Below are 22,153 nucleotides of genomic sequence, written 5' to 3' on the forward strand. Positions count from 1 at the left end.
CGTAGCTCCCACAAACGACGTACGGAGGTCGGAGCATGCGGTATCTGGTGGTCACCGAGAACATCACGCTCGACGGGGTGATCGACGCGAGCGAGGGGTGGTTCAACCCGGGAGACGCAGGGGAGACCGACCTGTCGGACCAACTCGCGGCCCTCGAGGCGCAGCGGGAAGGTGCTGATGCGCTACTGCTCGGGCGGCAGACGTTCGAGGAGTTCCGCGGCTACTGGCCGCACCAGACAGACGACCAGACCGGCATCTCCGACTACCTCAACACCGTGTCGAAGTACGTGGTGTCCACAACTCTGCAGGATCCGGAGTGGGAGCACAGCACCGTACTGCGTGAGCTGGCTGAGGTAGAGGCCCTGAAAACCCAACCGGGTAAAGACATCGTGACCACCGGCAGCATCAAGCTGGTCCACTCCCTGATGGCAGCCGGACTGGTCGACGAGTACCGCCTCTTCGTCTACCCAGTCGTACTCGGCAAGGGAGCCCGCCTCTGGCAAGACGGCACCCCCACCACCAACCTGCGCCTAGTCGACACCCAACCATTCCGTTCCGGAGTCGCCCTCCTGCGTTACCGCACCTAGTACTAGGCAGCGACCCAGCGGGCCAGTGTCGTAGCGGCCCCTCCGCTGTCGATTGCTTCGGCGCAGAGCTGCAGGGCGTTAGCTAGCTGCGGCTCCAGGGGCTCAGGCCCGAGGCGGCTCACTGCTACTGCAGCCGCCGCATTGAGGAGTACTACGTCTCGCACCGGGCCGGGCTCGCCAGCTAGGACGGAGCGGAGTACTGCGGCGTTCGCGGCCGCAGTACTGCCTCGTAGGTCGGCTAGTGATGAGAGGGGTATGCCTAGCGTGCGGGGGTCGAGTTGTTGGCGTACTGCGTGGCCGTTGCGGACTACCCAGACGCAGGAGCCGGCAGTAGTGGTCAGCTTGTCGAGGCCGTCGTTGCCTCGGACCACTAGTGCGGTTGAGCCCCGCTGAGCGAGTACTGCGGCGATGACCGGCTGCATCCGCGGATCGGCGACTCCTACGAGCTGGTGCTGGGGATCCGCCGGGTTGATGAGCGGCCCGAGCACGTTGAAGGCGGTGGGGACGCCCAGCTCTCGCCGTACCGCGGCTACCTGCCGCAGACCTGGGTTGAACGTCGGTGCGAACAGATAGGTGATGCCAGCCGCCTCCACAGTCCGCAGTACGTCTGCAGGTGACAGTGAGAGCGGTATGCCCAGGTGCTCCACCAGATCCGCAGAGCCGTCGGTCTGGGAGGACGCGGCTCGGCCGCCGTGCTTGACCACAGTCACGCCAGTGGACGCGGCCACAATCGCCGCCATGGTGGAGATGTTGACCGCGCCGGTGCCGTCACCACCCGTCCCCACGATGTCGACGAACAGCCCCGGAACGTCGACCGCAATGGCGTGCCGCCGCACCCCACTGGCAAGAGCGGCGATCTCGGGCGGCGTCTCGCCCTTGGCCCGCAAGGCGATCAGCAGACCGGAGAGCTGCGCCGAGGTTGCCTCGCCACCAACCACGCTGTCCATCGCCCACCAGAGCTCCTCCGGCGTGAGTTCACGACCGACGAGCAGATCGGAAATGAGCGCGGACCAGCTGTAGTCCGTAGTACGCAACGTCGTTGCCATCGACAGTCCTCGGGGGTAGCGCCGACCCGACGAGGCTGGAACATCACAACGGCCGCCTCATCGAGGCGGCCGGTTGGTTACGCGTGAACAAGCAGGCCGCCTAGTCGACGACCCACCAGCTGCTCAAACGCGTGGTCACGCGAGAACGATAACTCAGGAGTACCCGCGGATGTAGTCGACATAAAACTCCGGGACGAGGTCGTCTCCCGGCCCGGCTTCGGAGGGGAAGTCGAAGACCGCGACCATCAGCTGCATCGGGTACGCCGGTGGGCTCGCGCAGCTGCGGATCAGCTCCCCGTCGACAAAGAAGTCCGCGCGCGAAGGAGTCCAGTCGACCGCGTACACGTGGAAGTCCGAAGGATCGAGCGGGAGCCGGACGGCTTCGAAGTCCTCGGGCACGGACGGGTCACGGAAGCTGTGCAGACCCAGACCGACCTCGACCGAGCCAGGGCCGACCGACTTGCCGAACATCTCGGTGACACAGATTTCGGCGCAGCGTTCGGGGCGATCCTCCAGGCCGACCATCCACAGCGCGGCCATCGAGCGGGGCGAGACGACGGCGCGGGCGCGCAGTTCGACATAACCGCTGGATGGCGTCCAACCCCAGAACGGCTCCTGCTCCTCGCGAACGACGACACCCTCGCGGTACGGCTGCTGCCCGATCGTGCTGCCGACCGGTCCGGAGAAGTTGCCCGACTGGATCCCCGAGACGCGCAGCGGCGGCGTGTGGTCGTCCTCACACCACACCCCCTGCTCGGGTGGGATGAACAGGCGCAAACAAGAGTCCACAAGCTCGTACTGCGCGGCTGTCGCGGCGCGGGAACTCCAGTGCGGAAGGTAGTTCGGCAGCCAGACCTCAGTGTCCAGCGCCGGTCCGTCGAAGTGGTCCTCGAAGATCAGCTGACGGTCGGTCATCCGGTAATGATGAGCGGACCGACGACGAGTTGTCACATGATGGGCTCCCCCACCGTCAACGGGTTGACGGACCGCGACGAGAGATTGTGACCTGTGGACGACATCGAGCGACTGGCCGGCCAGTTCGAGGAGAACCGCCCGCACCTGCGGGCGGTGGCGTACCGGATGCTCGGATCAGTCAGTGAGGCTGAGGATGCTGTCCAGGAAGCCTGGCTGCGGCTCAGCCGGTCCGACGCGAGCGACATCCAGAACCTGGCCGGCTGGCTGACGACCGTGGTGTCGCGGGTCTGCCTCGACCAGCTGCGCAGCCGCAAGACGCGGCGGGAGGATCCGCTCGACGACCTCTACGTGCCCGACCCGATCCTGAGCCCGGTCGATCCGGAGGACGAGGCGGTCCGTGCCGATGCCGTCGGGCTGGCGATGATGGTCGTGCTGGACAAGTTGTCGCCGGCCGAGCGGCTCGCGTTCGTGCTGCACGACATGTTCGGGCTCAGCTTCGACGAGGTCGCCGAGGTCGTCGACAAGACTCCGGCCGCCGCGCGGCAGCTCGCCTCCCGCGCCCGCCGCCGCGTTCAGGGCGCTCCGGTCGGTGACAACGACGTGAGCCGGCAACGCGAAGTCGTCGATGCGTTCCTCGCCGCCGCGCGCGGTGGCGACTTCGAGGCGCTGCTCTCCCTCCTGGACCCGAACGTGGTCCTCCGCGCAGACGCCGGTACTACGGAAGGCCGCGGTCCCGCCGTCTCCAAGCTGGTCCGGGGCGCGCTCGCGGTGGTCGAGCAGGCGCTCACGTTCACCAAGCTGGCTCCGCACAGCCGCCCGGCGCTGGTCAACGGCCGCCTCGGCATGGTCACCGTCGTGGGCGACACCCTGATGGGCGTCATGGACGTGACGATCCACGACGGCAAGATCACCGAGATCAACATCCTCGCCGACCTTCCCCGCCTCGAGGCCCTGCCGATCCCTGCCTGAGCAACCCGAGCACCCGCTCACTCTGAAGCGCCCCGGTCCCTGGGGGGTTTCGGCTCTCAGCCGGCCCACCAGGGCGCAGCAGCGTCAGCCAGAACATCGCCCATAACCGCCGTGCTGTGAGTAGCCGCAGCTGGTCGACCGGGAAGCGATCAGCGAAGCCGGACCAGTCGGTCCCACGCCCGGCGAGGTGCTCCACCAGGTTCGCCAGCTCGAAGGACAGGTCGCTCACCCCGGAGTCCTCGAAGTCGACGATCCGCACCCGCGAGCCGTCCCAGAGGTAGTTCGCCAGATTGGGGTCGCCGTGACCGATGACCGGGGTGCCGGGCATGAGAAGGCTGTCGACCTCAGAACCACCCAGCCAGATCGCGGCTGCTCCAAAGGCCTCTCCCACGATGCCGCCACCGCAGTACGACGTGATGTCGGCGCGCACCCGGGCCAGGAGTTCCGGGATGGGCTGCAGGCCGACCGGCGGTAGGTCATCCGTCGGCAAGGCCCAGAGGCGGCCCAGTGCGGCGGCAAGGCCGTCCAGCTCGGCAGCGGTCAGTGAACCGGCCAGTGGTCGTCCGGCGACTCGGGACATCACCAGGACCGGGCCGCTGAGGTCCAGGGAGATAGGAGTGGGAGCCAGGTCCGGTGAGTGGCGGTGGATGGCTTGGAGGGCGCTCCACTCGCGCAGGTGTTCGTCGCGCGGGCACGAGACGTACCGCTTGGTGACGAGCTCGCCCTGGGTGGTGACGACGTGAGTATGGGGCACCTGGCGAAGAATCTCAGAAAAAGTTTGGGAGGGCGTGTCTAGTCCGGGCTGTCTCCTTCGACGTGTTGGTGAGAACACGGCTACGGCGAAGGAGTCACAGGATGAGCACGCAGGCGATTTTCGCGGCAGAGGCGACCGGTAGCGACGTGGTGGCGGGTCTGCTCGGCGCTGGGTTCAACGGGTCGGTTCACCGGCCGGGGGACGAGCAGTACGACGTACTGCGCCAGTCGATCGTGCCGACGTTCGACTCGCGCCCGCTGGTCGTTGCGGAGGCCTTCAGCCGGTCCGACGTGCAGGCGGCAGTCCGCACTGCCCGGCAGCTCGGGTTGCCGCTCGCAGTACAGGCGACTGGACATGGGACGCGTGTACCGGCTGACGGCGGCATCCTGCTCAGGACCTCGGCCATGACATCAGTACTGGTTGACCCGCAGCGCAAGATCGCCAAGGTCGGTCCTGGTACTCGCTGGGGCGCAGTGATCGATGCAGCTGGCCAGTTCGGCCTTGCACCGCTGGCAGGGTCCTCCCGGGACGTCGGGGTTACCGGCTACACGCTGGGCGGTGGTGTTGGCTGGCTGGCCCGCAAGTACGGGTTCGCCGCCGACAGTGTCATCCGTGCGGAGGTAGTCACCGCAGACGGCCGAGTAGTCACGGCAAGCGCTGACGAGCACCCGGACCTCTTCTGGGCGATCCGTGGCGGTGGCGGCAACTTCGGCATCGTCACCTCACTCGAGTTCCGCCTGTACTCCGTTCCGCAGGTCCACTCCGGCATCGTGTACTTCGGGATGGACAACGCGGCCGAGACGCTCAAGTTCTACCGCGACTGGTCAGCCAGCATCCCCAACGAGCTGAGCACCGCGATCCTGGTGACCAACCTCCCCGGCACCACCACCCGCGCGCTCGCGGTCAAGGCCTCGTACGCCGGTGAAGCCGACCTGGCCGAGCACCTCCTGAAGCCGCTCTTCCAGGTGGCCGGTCCGGTCGTGGCCGGCGAGTTGATGACGACTCCGTTCGCCGCGTCCGCGATGGGCGGTACGCCGGCCCGCTACCTCGACCTGGTCGACACCCTGGCGGACGACTTGCTCGACGAACTCGCCACGCTGCCCACCGCGATCGTGGAGATCCGCCACTGGGGTGGCGCGATGGCTCACCCCGGTCCCGGCGCCGGTCCGGTCGGCCACCGCGCGGCGACGTACTCGCTGATCATCAACGAGGAGGTCCCCGAGCTGGCGCCGGTACTGCGGACCACCGGTCGCACGTTCCTCAACTTCCTGGCCGACCCGGCCCGCGCGACCTCGGCGTACGCCGAAGCGGACCTCACCCGGCTGCGCGCGGTCAAGCGCGCCTACGACCCGGAGAACTTCTTCCACCTGAACCACAACCTGACGCCGGCCTGAGCGCACCTCAGGTCATGACAACGGCCCGGCCTCATCCCTCGAGGCCGGGCCGTTGCTGGTGCGGCGGGTGAATCTCAGCCGGTGAATCTCAGACAGTGCCGGAGTTACCGTAGACCGAGACGTGCACGTGGTCGTAGTGGTTCGCGGTGTCGCCGCCGCGGTCCTCCATCGAGCGCCAGCCTTCGCTGCTGCGCTGGACCGTCCAGATCTGCTGCGCCCAGATCAGCTCGCTGATGCCCAGGGACTTGCGGTTGGCCCGGAGCCAGTCGGCGATCTCCTGGCCGAGCGAGCCGCGGACCATAATGTCGAGCGCCCGGCCGGTGGAGTGCTCGCTGCCGCTGTCGCCGCTGCGGAGCCCGCCGTACGAGGTGACCGAGGGGAACATGTTGCAGACCGCGCGGTGCACCCGGATCGCGTCGGCCGTGAGGCCACTCTCGACACTCGAACCGGACTTGCAGGCTGCCTGCGACGGGCTGTTGTCCTCGACCGGCTTGTCCACCGGCTTGGTCGCGGCCAGGTACTGCGCCTTGACCCAGCGGCGGACGCCGTTGCGGACAACCTCCGCGAACGCACCCTTGACCTCGCCGGTGACCGAGACCTTGGTGCCCTTGTCGAGCACGGTCAGCAGCGTGCCGGACACCGGTGCGCTCCACAGGTTCACATCTGTGGTGGTGTATTTGCTGCCGATGATCTTCGGCGGAAGCAGCGTCTTCACGCTCTCGGCTGCCCGGGTCTTGACCGACGTGGGCTTCGGGATCGGCGCCTGCTTCTTCAGGTGCTTCGGCGGCGCCGGCGCCTTCGGCTTCGGAGCCTGGGTCGGTGCCTTCGTCGGAGCGAGGTTCAACGAGGGACGAAGAGCGTCCCGGCTGGTCGGTGCCTCACGCTTCAGCTGCAGGGGCGAGCTGGCGGTAGACACATCCTGCTTCGGGGTCTCGTCCGGGAATGCGACTGCGGATCCGGTGGCCAGTAATGCCACCGCGGCGCCGGGAATCGCAACCTTCACGATGCCGGGACCGATCACCTTCGGGCGCGGATGACGGTGCCGCGCCTGTCTATGCCGTCCTTCAGCCACTGATTCACCCAATCTGCCGAGATCAAAACGTTATCGACCGGAGGAGTCAAGCACACATCCCGGCAAGTCCACCAACCGGCGTGGACTTTTAACGCATTGCGAACATGGCGCACGCTCAGCGGAGGACCCTCCGCCGCTCATCGGTACTACGGGTGGCCGCCCCTGTACTCCGTGTCGCCTGCGCGGTACTGCGAACTGCCGACGGGTTAGGGACGAATACGGCTGGGCACCAGATGGAGGTGCCGCCAATCACCGCCCTGGCGGCCCGAGAAACTAGGAGGCTTCATGCTCGTCCTCGGACTGATCCTGCTGATTCTGGGATTCGTTTTGAGTATCCCGATCCTGTGGACGATCGGCATCGTGTTGCTCGTGGTCGGAGCGGTCCTGTTCCTGCTGGGATCCACCGGCCGTGCTGTCGGCGGACGGAAGCACTGGTACTGATCTGGCGGACGGAAGCAACCCCGCGAGCTTCGGCTCGCGGGGTTTTCTGTCGGTCGGGCCGGTTACGATCCGGCGGTATGAAGTACCTCGTACTGATCTACGGCGACGCTCCGGGCGGCTCCACGGCCGACCAGCGGGTGGTTCGCGAGTTGACGAAGTTCAAGGGCGAACTCGCCGGGACCGGCGAGCTGGTCAGTTCCGAAGGGCTGTCCGTGCCCGGCGAGGGCCGCGTTGTCCAGGTGCGGGACGGCGTGAAGGTCGTCACCGACGGGCCGTTCGGCGAGGCCAAGGAGCAATTGGCCGGCTTCTTCATGGTCGACGTGGCCGACGACGAGCGGGCGCAGGAGATCGCGGGCCGCGTCTCCGCGCTGGTCGGCGACCGGGTCGAACTGCGCGGCACGCTCCTCACTGCCTGAATAAATATGTTGTCCATGACATCTTTATCCAGCTAGCCTGGGTTCATGGATGACGCCTGGAAGATCGAGGAGTACGCCGCCAAGGCCTGGCCGGCCGCCCGTGTGGGGAAGTCCGGCGGGTGGCTGTTACGCAGTACGCCGGGAGTGGGCCGTCGCCGCTCGAACTCCGCCCTGCCGCTGAAGCCCGGTGGGCAGTCGATCGCCACGGCCGAGGCGTTCTTCGCCGAGCACCAGCTCCCGGTCTGCATCCAGATCGCGCCGGCTGAACTCAACACCGAGCTCGACGCCGAACTGGCTGCCATGGGCTACCAGCAAGCTGCCCCAACGTCGGTCCTGACCGCCGGCACCGAAGAGGTGTTGTCCCGGATCTCGCGCGATCATGGGGTTGCCGTCGAGGTGAGCGGCAAGCCGACAACCCCTTGGCTGCAAGGCTTTGTGGAACTCGACCATCACGGCGACAGTGCAACTGTTGCCGAGAGCGTGCTGTCCCGGTTGGCCGAGCCGGCGGCGTACGTGAGTGTCACTCTGGATGGACGCATCGCCTGCTCGGCACTGTTCGTGGCAGCCCCTGGAATGGCCGGTCTGTTCTGTATGGCCACTCGCGCCGAGTACCGCCGGCAGGGCCTCGCTACAGCCGTCCTGTACGCCGGGGCCGAGTGGGCGAGCAGCCGAGGCTCCGAGCGGCTCTACCTCCAGGTGGAGGCCGGCAACGAAGCAGCTCGGCGCCTCTACGAGAGTGTGGGCTTCGCTCGCTCACACACCTACCACTACCGCGTCGCGTGAGGCAGCACGCTTCTTGCTGATCAGCAGGCTGGTGCCGACGAGCCCCAGGGCGATGAATGCCCAGCAGGCGGCGAAGGCCACCTTGTAGCCAGACACCAGCTCTACCGGCGTCGCCCCGCTCGTGTTGCCGATGGCGACCGCGGACAGGACCGCGATACCCACCGCGCCACCGATCTGGAACGACGCGTTCTGCAGGCCGGAGGCGACGCCGGAGTCCTTCTCGGTCACCTCGCTCAAGGCCGCGATGGACCCGGCAACTGTCCCCGCGCCGAGTGCGGCACCGAAGATGAGCAGCCCCCAGAACGCCACCTCGAAGTACCCGGACGACACGGTGAGCACGCTCATCACCGTGCAGCCGATTCCGCCCAGCAACAGCGCTACAGCAGAGACCGGACGCGGACCGATGCGGGTGACCAGATTCTGGCCGAGGATCGATCCACCGACCGCCGTCGCCGCGACCACCGAGGACATCAGCCCGAAGCGGACCGCCGATGCACCCAGCGCATGCTGCGCGTACTGCGTGTAAACGAAGGTCAGTCCGAAAGCCGTCAAACCCCAGGTCATGCCGATCAGGTTGCCTCCCACCACCGCGCGAGAGCGGAAGATGCGCAACGGGACGAGTGGCGCGGACGACCGCTTCTCCACCTGGACGAACAGGGCGAAGAGACCGGCCGAGGCGAGCACCAGCAAGGTGGTCCGGCCGGCCGATGACGTCGGCGCCTCGATGACGGCGTACACGAGAACGATCAGGGCGGCGGTCACGGTGACAGCGCCGGCGAGGTCGAAACCGCGTCGGCCGGGTCCGCGGCTGTCCTTGAGCAGTACCGGAGCCAGTGCGACGACCAGGAGGCATACGGGCACGTTGATGAAGAAGATCCACTGCCAGCCGAGCCCGTCTGTGACCGGCCCGCCGATGAGGGACCCCGCGGTACCGCCGACTCCACTGGTCGCTCCCCAGACGCCCAGCGCCTTGTTGCGCTCTGCACCGTCCGGGAACGTCGTCATCACGATCGACAGCGCACTAGGAGCCAGTACTGCGGCAGCGATCCCCTGCAGGCCGCGCGCGAACACCAGAGTGTCACCTGTCCAGGCGAAACCGCACAGCAGCGACGAAGCGGCGAACAGGAGCAGCCCGGCGATCAGCACGCGCCGTCGGCCCAGCAGGTCGGACACGCGCCCTCCGAGCAGCAGCAGACCGCCGAACATCAGCGCGTAGCCACTGGGCACCCACTGCACCCCACCGCTGGAGAAGGTGAGCTCGCGCTCGATCGACGGCACTGCAACCAGCACGATGGACGCGTCCAGGATGATCATGAACCCCGCCAGACACAGCAGGGCCAGCGCGAACCAGCGCTTCGGATCGGGAGCGTTCTCCATGACGAGGGGCCTCCAGTACTCGGGACGCCCGGGCTGGGCGTCATCTGCCCGGTACGTCGTACTGGCCGGCGAGGGCTCGACATTTCGGAGCCGGCGGTGCAGATTTCTTGCGGGACTGTTGGGCAGGAAGTCGAAATCGGTGGGGTTTGCTTCGACGTACCGGGTGTGAGGGGGTCGCCGGGACCTCCGCGACCGTCAGGATGGTGCCTGTGAAGTACATGCTGCTGATCTACAGCAACCCGGAGAGCTGGGCCGGTCTGACGGCCGAGCAGCGCGAGGGCCTGGCCCGATCGCACGAGGAGTTGACCAGAGAGCTCACCGAGCAGGGCATGCTGGTCAGCGCCGCAGGCCTGGCCGACCCGATCACCTCCCGGACGGTCCTGGTCCGCGGCGACACCCGGACCACCACCGACGGCCCGTACGCCGAAGCCAAGGAACACCTGGCCGGCTTCTACCTGGTGGAGTGCGACACCATCGACGAGGCGATCGAGTACGCGGCCCGGATGCCGGACGCGAAGTACGTGGCCGTGGAGGTGCGACCTGTGATGGACAGCTCCGGGCTGGAGATGTGAGCGACTTCGAGCTCCTGCTGCGGGAAGAGACCCCGCAGGTGCTCAGCGCGCTCGTCAGGCACTACGGGCATTTCGACCTGGCCGAGGAAGCCGTGCAGGAGGCACTGCTCGCTGCTGCCCAGCAGTGGCCGGCCGAGGGCGTGCCGGACAACCCGCGCGGCTGGCTGATCCGGGTCGGCTCACGGCGGCTGACCGACCTGCTGCGCAGCGAGTCGGCGCGGCGGAAGCGAGAGGAGAACGCGGCCAACCTGGCCGCGCCCGAGGAGTTTGTTGCCTCGGCGCCGGACATCGACGATCCGGGTGGCCGGGACGACACGTTGACCTTGTTGTTCCTGTGCTGCCATCCGGCGGTGTCCGCGGCCTCGCAGATCGCCCTGACGCTGCGGGCCGTCGGCGGTCTGACCACCGCGCAGATCGCCGCCGCGTTTTTGGTGCCTGAGGCAACTATGGCGCAGCGGATCAGCCGGGCCAAGCGCAGTATCAAGCAGGCCGGCAGCACCTTCGAGATGCCGCCCGAGGCGGAGCGCGACGCCCGGATGGGTGCGGTGTTGCATGTTCTGTACCTGATCTTCAACGAGGGCTACACCACGTCCTCCGGCGCTTCGCTGCACAGCGCGGAGCTGACCACCGAGGCGATCAGGCTGGTGCGCGGCGTCCGCCGGCTGCTGCCAGACGATGGCGAGGTCGCCGGCCTGCTGGCCTTGATGTTGCTCACCGATGCGCGCCGGCCGGCGCGGACCGATCCGGACGGCGGCCTGGTCCCGCTGGCCGAGCAGGACCGGTCGAAGTGGAACAAGGAGATGATCGTCGAAGGCGAGGCGCTCGTCTCCGACGCGCTGTCGCGGACCCAGCTCGGGCCGTATCAGGTGCAGGCCGCGATCGCCGCCGTGCACGCGACCGCGGAGCGGGCCGAAAACACCGACTGGCCGCAAATCGTCGCGCTCTACCAGGTGCTCGAGCAGATTTCCGACAACCCGATGGTCCGGCTGAACCACGCCGTCGCGGTCGCGATGGCGACCGGCCCGAAGGAAGGGCTCGCGATGCTGGAACCGCTCGAGTCGGACAACCGGATCACCGAGCACCACCGCCTCGAAGCAGTGCGCGCGCACCTGCTGGAGATGTCGGGAGACCTGGCCGGTGCCCGCGCGGGCTACTTACTCGCCGCCCGCCGAACGACCTCCATCCCCGAACGCAATTACCTCCAGTCCAAGGCGGACCGCCTGACCTGACCCCCGCCTCCCAGGACGTCGAGCCCTGAGCTTCCCCCGCGCGACTTTGTGCACCACGTGAGTCCCGGGCAGCGCTTTCCCGTGCTCAGCTCGCGCACAAGGTCGCCCCCTCCGGTCACAGCTTGGGACGGCTCCTCACCCCGAGTCGCGGCGCCGCCGCCGGTGTGTCAGTTTTGAAGGGTGGATCTCACCAAGGCGTCGCTCCTGCGCGAGATGCTGACCGGGACGGAACTCGGCAGCCGTACGACCGAGTTCGCCCACTCGCTGCGCAGGTTCACCACCCGCACGGGCGGCCTGATGCTGTTCGGCCCGGCCGACGACGAGCCGTGGCACCTCACCGCCCACCTGGACGACGAGCTGCACCGAGCCGGCATCGAGGACATCCGCCCGGCCCTGGTCCGCTGGGCGCCACCGCCGGACGCGCCACCGCATCTGGCCATCGGCCTCGACCGCCTGCGCGAGGCGGGCCGAGGCGAGTCGCTGCTCGTCGTCGCCGAGCAGACTCCCGCGGACACGCTGCTGGAACGCATCGACGACGTACGCCGGCGGGGTACCACGATCTTCAGCATCGACAACGGCAACAAAGACCTCGCGTCCCTCTCGCACGAGTCACTCGTGCCGGAACTCCTGGTCCCGAACAGCTTCGGCGTTGGCTGGGTCAGCCACCCGGTGGGCCAGGACCACGACGAGCCGGACCACGGGCGGCACGCAGTACCGGAGGAAACCCTCACAGCCCTGCGCGACGCCGTGGCCAGCTTCGAAATGACGCAACACCTGGTGAGCCTTGCCGTCGCCGACGAAGACGCCACCCAGCCAGCCGGCTGGCGCCGCTCGCTGCGCACCTTCATCGAACGCCTCAGCGGCGAGCCCGGCTAGGTACGCCGACGTTTCGCTGGAACCCGGCCAGGCACGCCTCTGCCAGGCGCAGCCCGACGGGCTCAGTCCTTGAGGGCTGCCAGCAGGGGGTAGCGGGTCTCGAGTTCGTCGCTGTCGTCGAAGTCGAAGTTCTGGCCGACCGGGACGTCCGGGATGTCGATGCCGCCCGCCTCGACGGCTTCCCAGTAGTCCGCCTCGGAACCACCGGCGGACTGGTAGGCGTGCAGGGCGACGCTCAGCATGCCCTCACCGTTGAAGCCCTCGAACCCTTCGCCCAGGTCCTCGTCGACCACGTCGGCCAGCGAGTCGGGGTCGGCCAGTGCCGCCTCCCAGACCTCCCGCCCCTGCGCGACCAGCCAGCCGCGGAAGTAGTCGAACCCGTCGTCGGAGGCGCCACCGTTGATCAGGTACGCCGCACCCCACAGATCCCACCGATACGACTCCGCCTGCAACCGCTCCAGCTCCACGCCGAACGCGGCGATCTCCGCGGGCGTCAGCTCACCCAACGCCTTCGTCAACGAGTCGGCGACCCCATCGGGATCCGCCACCGTGTCATCCACCTCAACCCGAGCCGCCTCGACAAGCTCCCAAAACCCATCCCTGTCCACCCCGAAATCGTGTCACGAAACCCGGTCCACCAGTAGCGTGTCGCGTCAAAAGCTTGAGTGCTGGCGGTGTTCAGGTGCGTGCATCGCGGTGGCGGAGGAGCGGCCTCGATGCTTTTCCATCATTGCCGTTTCTCCGCTGCCGCGAGGTGCGTGCCTGGGCGCCGCCAGTGCCAAGGTTTTGACGCGACACGCTACTAGCACGGGGTGGGCAGAAGTTTTGGGACAGCGAGGGGTTACCAGGCGGCGTCGAGGAGGGTTCTGTGGTTGGGGGAGAGGGTTAGGTGGGCGCCTGCGAGGGCGGTTGACAGGTAGTTGGGGGTGCTGATGCCGATGATGGGGGTGACGGCGGGGGTGCCGCCGGTGAGCCAGGCGATGACTACTTCGCTGCGGGTGACGCCTAGTTCGGTGGCGACCTGGGCGAGGGCTTCCAGGCGGCGGGTGGTGCCGGGGTGGTCGAAGGCCTCGTGGATCGGGCGGTCCTCGCGCTCGTAGCCGCCGGACATCAGCGGGCTGTAGGCGAACAGTTGCTGCTCCGGGTTGCGTGCCGCGTAGTCCAGGACCTCGTCGGTGATCCAGCCGAAGCGGTGGTCGTGTGCGTTGTCGCGGACGAGCGGCCTCGGCTGCAGGTACGAGTAGCGCAGTTGTAGGGCAGTCGGGGCCTCCACGCCCTGCTTCTCAGCCAGGCCGCGCATCCGCTCCACCCGCCACAGTGCGTAGTTCGACAGGCCGATCCTGCCGACCGTGCCGGCCGCGACGTGCTTGCCGAAGGCGCCGACGGTCTCCTCCAGTGGTGTCTCCAGGTCGTCGCGGTGCGCGAAGTACAAGTCGATGTGGTCGATGCCGAGGCGGCGCAGCGAGGTCTCCAGGGCGGAGTCGATCGCCTGGGCGGTCAGGCCTTCGGTGCGCTCCGGGAAGCTGCCCGGCCACAGCGGCTCGCAGCCGACCTTGGTGGCGAGCTTGACCCGGTCACGGACACCCGGCCGGGCAGCGAACCAGCGGCCGAGCAGCTCCTCGCTCTGGCCGCCGTGGCCGCTCTCGTGCTGCCAGAAGGCGTAGCAGTTGGCGGTGTCGATCCAGACGCCGCCGGCGTCGACGTACGCGTCCAGCAGTGCGAAAGAAGTCTTCTCGTCGATGCGGGTGCCGTACTCCATGGCACCGAGGGCGATGTTCAGCTCAGTCATGTCGCTCAGCCTCGATGCTGGAGTCCACTCAAGGTCAAGACTCCATGTCGCAATGCGAAACAATAAGTATCAAATAGCGGACTGCTGACCCAGACCGAGACCCGTACTCCGCCTGCCGGACGGCACCCGCGCCAAGGTAGGGTTTGAGGTCTTCGGCCTCGGGCCGGGCGCGCTTACCGGCGTCCGCAGGGGTACGGCGGTCAGACGACCGGCTCGGGACCGAGGCGAATCCCCAGCCGGAATCGAAACCCCAGCCGGTACTACGTGTTGCCGCGCGTCGAGGTCCGGACGATCAGTTCCGGGGTGAAAGTCACTCGCTGGTGCTCGTGATCAGGGTTCGACGACTCGTCGAGCAGCAGCTCCGCCGCCGTCCGGCCGAGCAACTGGCGTGGCTGGCGAACCGACGTCAGCGGTACCGCGGCCGCCGCGGCGAACTCGATGTCGTCGTAGCCGACGATCGCGAGATCCTCCGGCACCCGCAGGCCGAGGCTCACGCATTGCTGAAGCAGGCCCAGGGCCAGCAAATCGTTCGCGCAGAAGGCGGCCGTCGGGCGCCGGTCCGCGGGCAGCCCGGCAAGTCGTTGCCCAGCGCCCCTACCTTCGGCGACGGTCAGCGCGCCGGTCAGCACGTCGACCAGGTTCGAGGCGGGCAGACCCGCCTTCCGCAACGCCTCGTGAGCACCCGCGCGCCGGTCGGTGACCTGGCCGATCGTGTTCGGTCCGCCGACGAAGGCGATCCGCTCGTGGCCGAGCTCGATCAGGTGCGCCAGCGCGACCTCGCCGCCCAGGACGTCGTCGACGGCCACCGAGCAGTGCTCGCCGTCGTCGATCGCGCGGTCCACCACGACCACCGGCGTACCGCGGTTGGGCAGGTTGCTGAGGCGGGACGAGTCGGGGTTGATCGGCGTGATCAGCACCCCCTGGACGCGTTGCTGCTCGAGCAGATCGAGGTAGTCGGCCTCGCGCGCCGCGTCCTCGTTGCTGTTGCAGAGGAAGACCGAGAGGCCGGCCTTCTGAGCGGCCTCCTCGACGCCGCGGGCGACGTCGGTGAAGAACGGGTTGCCGGCGTCGAGCATCAGGTAGGCGATGATCCGGCTGGAACCAGCGCGGAGCTGCCGGGCGGACTCGTTCCGGACAAACCCGAGGGAGGCCATCGCGGCCTCGACCTTCGCCCGCGTCGTCGGACTGACCATCTCCGGCCGGTTCAGGACGTTCGACACCGTGCCGAGCGAAACACCGGCCGCCGCCGCGACATCCTTCACCCCGGCCGCCGACCGTGCCGTCGCGCCACCCGACCGCAACCGTCGAGGTCGCCGCACAGCGGGCTTGGCGGCTTTGGGTTCGCGGGCCAGCTGGGGGTCGGCCGGACGGCCGGCGGCTGCTCCGGCTCGCCCGCCGGCGGCGTCGGCCGATCGTCCGGTCCTCGCCGACCGGCCCGCTCGGCCGGCCGGGGGTTTCGGGGGTCGGGCCGGGTCCGGCGTACGGCGGGCGCGGTCCGCAGCGCCACTCGGTGTCACGCGGCCTCCCCGTGTTGAAACGTGATAGCGGAGGAAGCGTACCCGGTTTCCCTGTGGAAAACCTCAGTCTTCCCCTGCGGTTCTCCACAGACTTCGTAACCAGGTCTTGACGCCCGGAGCGGCCCCGATTACCTTCGTGCAATCTTCTTGAAACCTTTCAGCAATCATTGACACCGACCCCGAACCCGCCGGAGGTGAGCATGCCGACCGAAGCCCCAGTGCTGCGGGTGCGTGAGGTGTCCAAGTCGTTCGGCGCCGTCGCCGCTGTCCAAGGCGTGTCCTTCGACCTGTACGGCGGGGAGGCGCACGCGCTGGTCGGTGAGAACGGCGCAGGCAAGTCCACCATCGTGAAGATGCTGGCGGGCGTGCACCGGCCGGACGCCGGCACTCTCGAGCTCGACGGCGTTCCGGTCGAGCTGAGCACGCCGGCCGACGCCAAGGCCGCCGGGATCGCGGTGATCTACCAGGAGCCGACGCTGTTCCCGGATCTGTCCGTCGCGGAGAACATCGCGATGGGCCGGCAACCACTGGGTCGTTTCAAAACCATCGACCGGGCGGCGATGATCAGGCAGGCCGAGCAGCTGTTCACCCGGCTCGGTGTCTCGATCGAACCGAGCCGCCCGGCGCGTGGGTTGTCGATCGCCGACCAGCAGCTGGTCGAGATCGCGAAGGCGATCTCCGCGGATGCCCGGGTGGTGGTGATGGACGAGCCGACCGCCGCGCTCACCGGAGTCGAGGTCGAGCGGCTGTTCGCGGTGGCCCGGTCCCTGCGGGACGACGGTGCCGCGCTGGTTTTCATCTCCCACCGGTTCGAGGAGATCACCGCGTTGTGCGAGCGGGTGACGATCATGCGCGACGGCAGGCACGTCTCCACCGACCTGATCAGCGAGGTGACCGTCGACGAGATGGTGCGCCGGATGGTCGGCCGTGAGCTGGGCGCGCTGTTCCCGAAGCAGGACGTGACTCCCGGTGCGGTCGTGCTGAGCGTGGCCGGGCTGACCCGCGATCCGGTGTTCACCGATGTCTCCTTCGAGGTCCGGGCCGGCGAGATCGTCGCCCTGGCGGGGCTGGTGGGCTCCGGCCGGTCCGAGGTGGTGCAGTCGATCTTCGGTGTCGATCCGCGCGACGCCGGCACGGTCAAGGTGGCCGGCAAGACGCTGAAACCGGCCTCTCCGCGCGCCGCGATGGCCGCCGGGGTCGCGCTGGTCCCCGAGGATCGCCGGCAGCAGGGCCTGGTGATGGAGCTGTCGATCGAGCGCAATGTCACGCTGCCCCGGTCCCGCGCGCTGTCCCAGCTCGGCTTCCTGACCGGCAGCAGTGAGCGACGCTCCGCCCAGGAGTGGACCAAGCGCCTGAAGACGAAGTACGGGCGGCTTCAGGACGAGGTCGGCACCTTGTCCGGCGGCAACCAGCAGAAGGTCGTGCTGGCCAAGTGGCTGGCGACGGCGCCGAAGCTGCTCATCGTCGACGAGCCGACTCGCGGGATCGACGTCGGAACCAAGGCCGAGGTGCACCGGCTGATGTCGAGCCTCGCGGCGGAAGGTGTCGCCGTCCTGATGGTCTCGTCCGAACTGCCCGAGGTGCTCGGGATGGCCGATCGGGTGCTGGTGATGCGCGAGGGCCGGCTGGTGGCCGAGCTCGATCGCTCAGTGGCCACCGAGGAGTCCGTCATGTTCGCCGCGATGGGTCAGGAGGCCTCGGTATGACGGCCGCACCTGCCCGCGCGGACTCGCCGGTCAAACTGCCCCCGGTGGTTGCGGGGCGGTCCACGCTCGACCTCGTCCTGCGAGCCCGGGAGCTGGGCATCGTGCTCGCGCTCGCGGCGCTGGTCGCGGTCACCGCGATCTCCAATCCGCGCTTCCTGTCCGGCCAAAGTGTCCGCGACATCCTGCTTGGTACCGCGATCCTGGCCGTTCTGGCGGTCGGTCAGGCCGTGGTGGTGATCACCCGCAACATCGACCTGTCGGTGGGGTCCGTGCTCGGCCTGAGCGCGTTCACCGTCGGCACGCTGCTGCGGGACAACCCCGGACTGCCCGTGCCGCTCGCCCTTCTCATCGGCGCCGCCGTCGGAGGAGCCTGCGGTGCGGTCAACGGAGTGCTGGTCCGCTACGGCAACGTCCCGGCGCTGGTGGTCACCCTCGGCACGCTGTACGTCGTCCGCGGCATCACCTACTTCTGGGCCGGTGGCCAGCAGATCAACGCCGACGAACTGCCCGCGGGCTTCCTCGACTTCGGCAACGCGACCTTCGCCGGCGTTCCGTACCTGGTCCTGATCGCCCTGCTGATCCTGGTGATCACCGGCCTCGTACTACGGAACTACCGCGTCGGGCGTGAGCTGTACGCGATGGGTTCGAGCCCACAGGCGGCGCGGCTGGCCGGTATCTCGGTCGGACGCCGCACGATCGGCGCGTTCGGGGTGAGCGGCGCACTGGCCGGGTTGGCCGGCGTGCTGTTCGCGGCCCGCTTCGGCACGATCGACGCGGCAGCGGGCACGGGGTACGAGCTGAATGTGGTCGCCGCGGTGGTGGTCGGCGGCGTCGCCGTCTTCGGTGGGAGCGGTTCGGTCTGGGGCGCCGCGCTCGGAGCGCTGCTGCTGACCACGATCGGCAGTTCGCTGGCGGTGCTGGAGATCAACCAGTTCTGGCAGCAGGCGATCGTCGGCGGGCTGATCCTGCTCGCCATCGGCGCCGACCGGCTGGTCGCCGCCCGCGTCGCCGCGTCCCTGAAACGGCGTCACTCCCAGGAAGGCCGTGCTCATGTCGGCTGACACCATGACCGGGACCGGCACGGCCGGCCTGACCGCCCGGTTCGCCAACTGGAACGTCGCGATCATCGCCGTGACCGTCGTCGTCCTGATCGTCGCATCCGCGACCGTGGCCAACTTCGGTACTTCGCAGAACTTCGGCTTCCTGATCCTCGACCTGCTGCCGATCGCGCTCGTCGCGTTGCCGATGACGCTGGTGATCGTGACCGGCGAGATCGACCTCTCGGTCGCCAGCACACTCGGCCTGTCCAGCGCGGTGATGGGCTCCCTGTGGAACTCGAACCAGCCCATCGAGACGATCATCCCGCTCTGCCTGCTGCTCGGTGCCATCCTGGGTGCGGTCAACGGGTTCTTCGTCACCGTTCTCGGCCTGCCATCGCTCGCCGTCACGATCGGCACCCTCGCCCTGTACCGCGGCCTGGCGTTCGTCGTACTCGGTGACGGCGCGGTCGCCGACTTCCCGGCTGTCTACACCGACTGGGTGACCGGCAACATCGCCGGTACGTCGATTCCGAACGTGCTGCTCATCATCGTCGCGCTCGCCGTCGTCTTCGGTGTGGTGCTGCACGCGACACCGGTCGGCCGGGCCGTCTTCGCGGTCGGCGCCAGTGAGCAGGCAGCCCGGTTCGCCGGCGTCCGTCCGGGCCGCCTCAAGTTCTGGCTGTACGTCGTCAGCGGTCTGGTGGCCGGCTTGGCCGGAGTGCTCTGGACGCTGCGGTACTCCAGCGCCCGAGCCGACAACGGCGCCGGACTCGAGCTGGCCGTGGTCGCTGCCGTCCTGCTCGGCGGCGTCTCCATCTTCGGGGGTAAGGGCGCGCTGCCCGGTGTGATCGCCGGTGTGGTGCTGCTCGCTTCGCTGCAGAACGCTCTGCGGCTGTCCGACGTGTCGAACGAGGCGCTCAACGTCGTCACCGGCGTACTGCTGATCGTCTCCGTCCTGGCTCCCAATCTCGCCACCGCCGTGCGCGGCTCGGTCCAGCGCCGCCGGCACCGGATCACCCCTGTCTTGTAAGGCCACTTGTCCAGAAAGGACAGCTCATGTCTTTCCGCATCTCACGCCGTCTGGCGGTGCCGCTGTCGACAGTGGCCGTTGCCTCGCTCGCACTCACCGCCTGCGGTGGCGGCACGACCAAGTCCAGTACTGCGGGCGAGGCCACCGCTGCACCGAGCAGCACGGGAGCGGCCTCGGCCGACCCGAACGCGCCACTCAAGGAGGGCCTCAAGATCGCCTTCCTGCCCAAGCAGCTGAACAACCCCTACACCGATGTCGAGGTGGGCGGCGGCAAGGCCGCGGTGGGCGAGCTCAAGGGTGAGTACAAGCTGGTCGGTCCGAACGACGCGAGCGCGTCGTCGCAGGTCAGCTACATCAACACGCTGATCCAGCAACAGCAGGACGTGATTGCGGTCGCGGCCAACGACCCGAACGCGGTCTGCCCCTCGCTGAACCAGGCCCGCAAGGCCGGGATCAAGGTCGTCTCGTTCGACTCCGACGCCTCGAAGACCTGCCGGGACGTGTTCATCAACCAGGCCACCACGCAGGGCATCGGCGAGAGCCTGGTGAAGATGGCGAGCGAGCTGGCCGGCGGCGCCGGTGAGATCGCCGTGCTGTCCGCGACGCCGAACGCGACCAACCAGAACTCCTGGATCAAGGTGATGAAGGACGAGCTGGCCAAGCCGGCGAACGCCAAGCTCAAGCTCGTCAAGATTGCCTACGGCAACGATGATGACCAGAAGTCGTTCACCGAGGCGCAGGGGCTGCTGCAGTCCTACCCGAACCTCAAGGTGATCGTGTCGCCGACCACGGTCGGTATCGCCGCCGCCTCGCGGTACGTGAGCGCCTCGTCGTACAAGGGCAAGGTCGCCATCACCGGGCTCGGGCTGCCGAACCAGATGCGCCAGTACGTGAAGGACGGCACGGTGAAGAAGTTCGCCCTCTGGAACCCGGCCGACATCGGCTACCTCGCCGCGTACGCCGGTGCCGCGCTCAAGTCCGGCCAGATCACCGGCGCCGAGGGCGAGAAGTTCAAGGCGGGCAAGCTCGGCGACTACACCGTCGGCGCGGCCGGCGAGATCGTGCTCGGCCCTCCGACGGAGTTCACCGCCGCGAACATCGACCAGTTCAACTTCTGAGCCAGCTTCTTTCTTCTGGGGACCCCGTGAATCGCTACTGCTTCTGCCTCCAGGTCAGACCTGACCGCCTGGACGAGTACGTCGAACGCCACCGCACCGTGTGGCCGGAGATGCAAGCCGCTCTGCGCGACACCGGCTGGCACAACTACTCGCTCTTCCTCCGTGACGACGGCCTGCTGATCGGGTACGTCGAGGCCGAGGACCTGGAGGCGGCGCAGCAGGCGATGGCGGCGACCGAGGTGAACAGCCGCTGGCAGGCCGAGATGAAGGAGTTCTTCACCGGAATCGACGGCCGGCCCCCGGACGAGTCATTTGTCCTGCTCCCCGAGATCTTTCATCTGACCCCGAGTTCCGAGGACTGATATGACCAGCGTGACCGATGCACTGAGCCGCCAGGAGATCGAACTGCCCTCGTGGGCGTTCGGCAACTCCGGCACCAGGTTCAAGGTGTTCAGCCAGCCCGGCGTACCGCGGTCGCCGGAGGAGAAGATCGCCGACGCGGCCGTCGTGCACAAGTACACCGGCGTGGCGCCGAGTGTCGCGCTGCACATCCCCTGGGACAAGGTCGACGACTACGCCGCCCTGGCGGCGTACGCCAAGGAGCAGGGCGTCCGGCTCGGCGCGATCAACAGCAACGTCTTCCAGGACGACGACTACAAACTGGGCAGCGTCACCAACCCGGACCCGCGGATCCGGCGGAAGGCGACCGACCACCTGCTCGAGTGCGTCGACATCATGGACGCCACCGGTTCGCGGGACCTGAAGCTCTGGTTCTCCGACGGCACGAACTACCCGGGCCAGGACGATCTGTGGGATCGACAGGACCGGCTGGCCGAGGCCCTCAAGGAGGTGTACGACCGGCTGGGTGACGACCAGCGGATGCTGCTGGAGTACAAGCTGTTCGAGCCGGCTTTCTACGCGACCGACGTGCCGGACTGGGGTACGTCGTACGCGCACTGTCTGGAGCTGGGGCCGAAGGCAACGGTGTGTATCGACACCGGTCATCACGCGCCCGGGACCAACATCGAGTTCATCGTGGCGTTCCTGCTCCGGGCCAACAAGCTCGGCGCGTTCGACTTCAACAGCCGGTTCTACGCCGACGACGACCTGATGGTGGGGTCGGCGGATCCGTTCCAGCTGTTCCGGATCATGAACGAGATCGTTCGCGGCGACGCGCTCGATCCGGACCGTGGCATCGCCTTCATGCTCGATCAGTGTCACAACATCGAGGCGAAGATCCCGGCCATCATCCGCTCGGTGATGAACGTCCAGGAGGCGACGGCCAAGGCGCTGCTGGTCGACCGTGACGCGCTGCGCAAGGCCCAGCAGGACGGTGACGTGCTGGCCGCGAACGCCGCAGTGATGGATGCCTTCAATACCGACGTCCGCCCGCTGCTCGCCGACCTCCGAACCTCCCAGGGTCTCGACCCGGACCCGGTGGCCGCTTACAACCGCAGCGGCTACTTCGAACAGATCAGCAAGGACCGCGCCGACGGCCAGCAGGCCGGATGGGGAGCATGAC

The 22,153-nt window shown here is 68.0% G+C and carries 23 protein-coding genes; 15 read left to right on the plus strand and 8 right to left on the minus strand.

What is annotated here, in order from left to right; genetic code table 11:
- The first annotated feature begins 35 nt into the window (after nucleotides 1-35).
- Entirely contained in the window at nucleotides 36-587 is a 552-nt protein-coding gene (locus tag ACQPYM_RS01350; RefSeq protein WP_433013459.1) for a dihydrofolate reductase family protein, read from the plus strand.
- A 2-nt stretch (nucleotides 588-589) separates the two neighbouring features.
- Here ACQPYM_RS01350 and trpD read toward each other — a convergent pair whose 3' ends face one another.
- On the minus strand, nucleotides 590-1,633 hold the full coding sequence (gene trpD / locus ACQPYM_RS01355; protein ID WP_433013462.1) for an anthranilate phosphoribosyltransferase: 1,044 nt from the start codon (nucleotides 1,631-1,633) through the stop codon (nucleotides 590-592).
- A gap of 153 nt (nucleotides 1,634-1,786) precedes the next feature.
- The gene (locus ACQPYM_RS01360) at nucleotides 1,787-2,548 is read right to left on the minus strand and encodes a glycoside hydrolase family 16 protein (protein ID WP_433013464.1); all 762 of its coding nucleotides are present in this window, start codon (nucleotides 2,546-2,548) and stop codon (nucleotides 1,787-1,789) included.
- Nucleotides 2,549-2,641: 93 nt separating this feature from the next.
- Between ACQPYM_RS01360 and sigJ the strand changes: the two genes are divergently transcribed.
- Complete coding sequence (gene sigJ, locus ACQPYM_RS01365) at nucleotides 2,642-3,517, plus strand: RNA polymerase sigma factor SigJ (RefSeq protein WP_433013466.1); 876 nt, start codon at nucleotides 2,642-2,644, stop codon at nucleotides 3,515-3,517.
- Here the strand turns inward: sigJ and ACQPYM_RS01370 are convergent.
- A complete protein-coding gene (locus tag ACQPYM_RS01370) occupies nucleotides 3,465-4,271 on the minus strand; it encodes an aminoglycoside phosphotransferase family protein (RefSeq protein WP_433013468.1) in 807 nt (268 codons plus the stop codon). The genes sigJ and ACQPYM_RS01370 overlap by 53 nt on opposite strands.
- Before the next feature lie 101 nt (nucleotides 4,272-4,372).
- Between ACQPYM_RS01370 and ACQPYM_RS01375 the strand changes: the two genes are divergently transcribed.
- Nucleotides 4,373-5,665 carry an FAD-binding oxidoreductase gene (locus ACQPYM_RS01375; RefSeq protein WP_433013470.1) on the plus strand — a complete coding sequence of 431 codons (1,293 nt, stop codon included), beginning with the start codon at nucleotides 4,373-4,375 and terminating at the stop codon, nucleotides 5,663-5,665.
- An 88-nt stretch (nucleotides 5,666-5,753) separates the two neighbouring features.
- On the opposite strand, the gene ACQPYM_RS01380 is transcribed toward ACQPYM_RS01375, so the two are convergent.
- Complete coding sequence (locus ACQPYM_RS01380; protein ID WP_433013472.1) at nucleotides 5,754-6,737, minus strand: SH3 domain-containing protein; 984 nt, start codon at nucleotides 6,735-6,737, stop codon at nucleotides 5,754-5,756.
- 285 nt (nucleotides 6,738-7,022) lie between these two features.
- Between ACQPYM_RS01380 and ACQPYM_RS01385 the strand changes: the two genes are divergently transcribed.
- From ACQPYM_RS01385 to ACQPYM_RS01395, 3 genes are all read left to right on the plus strand, one after another.
- On the plus strand, nucleotides 7,023-7,178 hold the full coding sequence (locus tag ACQPYM_RS01385) for a DUF6131 family protein (protein WP_360276171.1): 156 nt from the start codon (nucleotides 7,023-7,025) through the stop codon (nucleotides 7,176-7,178).
- A 77-nt stretch (nucleotides 7,179-7,255) separates the two neighbouring features.
- Entirely contained in the window at nucleotides 7,256-7,594 is a 339-nt protein-coding gene (locus tag ACQPYM_RS01390; RefSeq protein WP_433013474.1) for a YciI family protein, read from the plus strand.
- Nucleotides 7,595-7,639: 45 nt separating this feature from the next.
- Nucleotides 7,640-8,377, plus strand: a complete 738-nt coding sequence (locus tag ACQPYM_RS01395; RefSeq protein ID WP_433013476.1) for a GNAT family N-acetyltransferase — start codon at nucleotides 7,640-7,642, stop codon at nucleotides 8,375-8,377.
- On the opposite strand, the gene ACQPYM_RS01400 is transcribed toward ACQPYM_RS01395, so the two are convergent.
- Nucleotides 8,348-9,754 (minus strand): MFS transporter, encoded by a 1,407-nt coding sequence (locus ACQPYM_RS01400; protein ID WP_433013478.1) that lies wholly within the window; start codon nucleotides 9,752-9,754, stop codon nucleotides 8,348-8,350. The genes ACQPYM_RS01395 and ACQPYM_RS01400 overlap by 30 nt on opposite strands.
- A 218-nt stretch (nucleotides 9,755-9,972) precedes the next feature.
- Between ACQPYM_RS01400 and ACQPYM_RS01405 the strand changes: the two genes are divergently transcribed.
- The 3 genes from ACQPYM_RS01405 (at nucleotide 9,973) to ACQPYM_RS01415 (ending at nucleotide 12,431) form a co-directional block, all read left to right on the plus strand.
- Nucleotides 9,973-10,326, plus strand: a complete 354-nt coding sequence (locus tag ACQPYM_RS01405; protein WP_433023154.1) for a YciI family protein — start codon at nucleotides 9,973-9,975, stop codon at nucleotides 10,324-10,326.
- Nucleotides 10,323-11,555, plus strand: coding sequence for an RNA polymerase sigma factor (locus ACQPYM_RS01410; RefSeq protein WP_433013481.1), 1,233 nt, complete (start codon nucleotides 10,323-10,325; stop codon nucleotides 11,553-11,555). The genes ACQPYM_RS01405 and ACQPYM_RS01410 overlap by 4 nt, the downstream gene beginning before the upstream one ends.
- Nucleotides 11,556-11,735: 180 nt before the next feature.
- Nucleotides 11,736-12,431, plus strand: a complete 696-nt coding sequence (locus ACQPYM_RS01415) for a hypothetical protein (protein WP_433013483.1) — start codon at nucleotides 11,736-11,738, stop codon at nucleotides 12,429-12,431.
- A 62-nt stretch (nucleotides 12,432-12,493) separates the two neighbouring features.
- Here the strand turns inward: ACQPYM_RS01415 and ACQPYM_RS01420 are convergent, their stop codons facing one another.
- The 3 genes from ACQPYM_RS01420 to ACQPYM_RS01430 all read right to left on the minus strand — a co-directional run bounded on the left by ACQPYM_RS01420 (nucleotide 12,494) and on the right by ACQPYM_RS01430 (nucleotide 15,737).
- Entirely contained in the window at nucleotides 12,494-12,979 is a 486-nt protein-coding gene (locus ACQPYM_RS01420; RefSeq protein WP_433013485.1) for a DUF4240 domain-containing protein, read from the minus strand.
- A gap of 293 nt (nucleotides 12,980-13,272) precedes the next feature.
- Entirely contained in the window at nucleotides 13,273-14,220 is a 948-nt protein-coding gene (locus ACQPYM_RS01425) for an aldo/keto reductase (RefSeq protein ID WP_433013487.1), read from the minus strand.
- A 260-nt stretch (nucleotides 14,221-14,480) separates the two neighbouring features.
- Nucleotides 14,481-15,737 (minus strand): LacI family DNA-binding transcriptional regulator, encoded by a 1,257-nt coding sequence (locus tag ACQPYM_RS01430; protein ID WP_433013489.1) that lies wholly within the window; start codon nucleotides 15,735-15,737, stop codon nucleotides 14,481-14,483.
- Between the two features lie 200 nt (nucleotides 15,738-15,937).
- On the opposite strand from ACQPYM_RS01430, the gene ACQPYM_RS01435 reads away from it, so the two are divergent.
- From ACQPYM_RS01435 to rhaI, 6 genes are read left to right on the plus strand one after another with little or no spacing between them, the layout of a single operon-like run.
- Nucleotides 15,938-17,443, plus strand: a complete 1,506-nt coding sequence (locus ACQPYM_RS01435; RefSeq protein WP_433013491.1) for a sugar ABC transporter ATP-binding protein — start codon at nucleotides 15,938-15,940, stop codon at nucleotides 17,441-17,443.
- Nucleotides 17,440-18,504, plus strand: coding sequence for an ABC transporter permease (locus ACQPYM_RS01440; RefSeq protein WP_433013494.1), 1,065 nt, complete (start codon nucleotides 17,440-17,442; stop codon nucleotides 18,502-18,504). Before ACQPYM_RS01435 ends, ACQPYM_RS01440 begins: the two co-directional genes overlap by 4 nt.
- Entirely contained in the window at nucleotides 18,494-19,513 is a 1,020-nt protein-coding gene (locus ACQPYM_RS01445) for an ABC transporter permease (protein WP_433013497.1), read from the plus strand. The genes ACQPYM_RS01440 and ACQPYM_RS01445 overlap by 11 nt, the downstream gene beginning before the upstream one ends.
- A gap of 26 nt (nucleotides 19,514-19,539) precedes the next feature.
- On the plus strand, nucleotides 19,540-20,631 hold the full coding sequence (gene rhaS / locus ACQPYM_RS01450) for a rhamnose ABC transporter substrate-binding protein (protein ID WP_433013501.1): 1,092 nt from the start codon (nucleotides 19,540-19,542) through the stop codon (nucleotides 20,629-20,631).
- Between the two features lie 26 nt (nucleotides 20,632-20,657).
- A complete protein-coding gene (locus ACQPYM_RS01455; protein WP_433013504.1) occupies nucleotides 20,658-20,993 on the plus strand; it encodes an L-rhamnose mutarotase in 336 nt (111 codons plus the stop codon).
- Between the two features lies 1 nt (nucleotide 20,994).
- Nucleotides 20,995-22,152, plus strand: coding sequence for an L-rhamnose isomerase (rhaI, locus tag ACQPYM_RS01460; protein ID WP_433013507.1), 1,158 nt, complete (start codon nucleotides 20,995-20,997; stop codon nucleotides 22,150-22,152).
- Nucleotide 22,153: the final 1 nt, after the last annotated feature.

This window comes from Kribbella sp. CA-294648, from assembly GCF_050943845.1.
Classification (GTDB): domain Bacteria; phylum Actinomycetota; class Actinomycetes; order Propionibacteriales; family Kribbellaceae; genus Kribbella.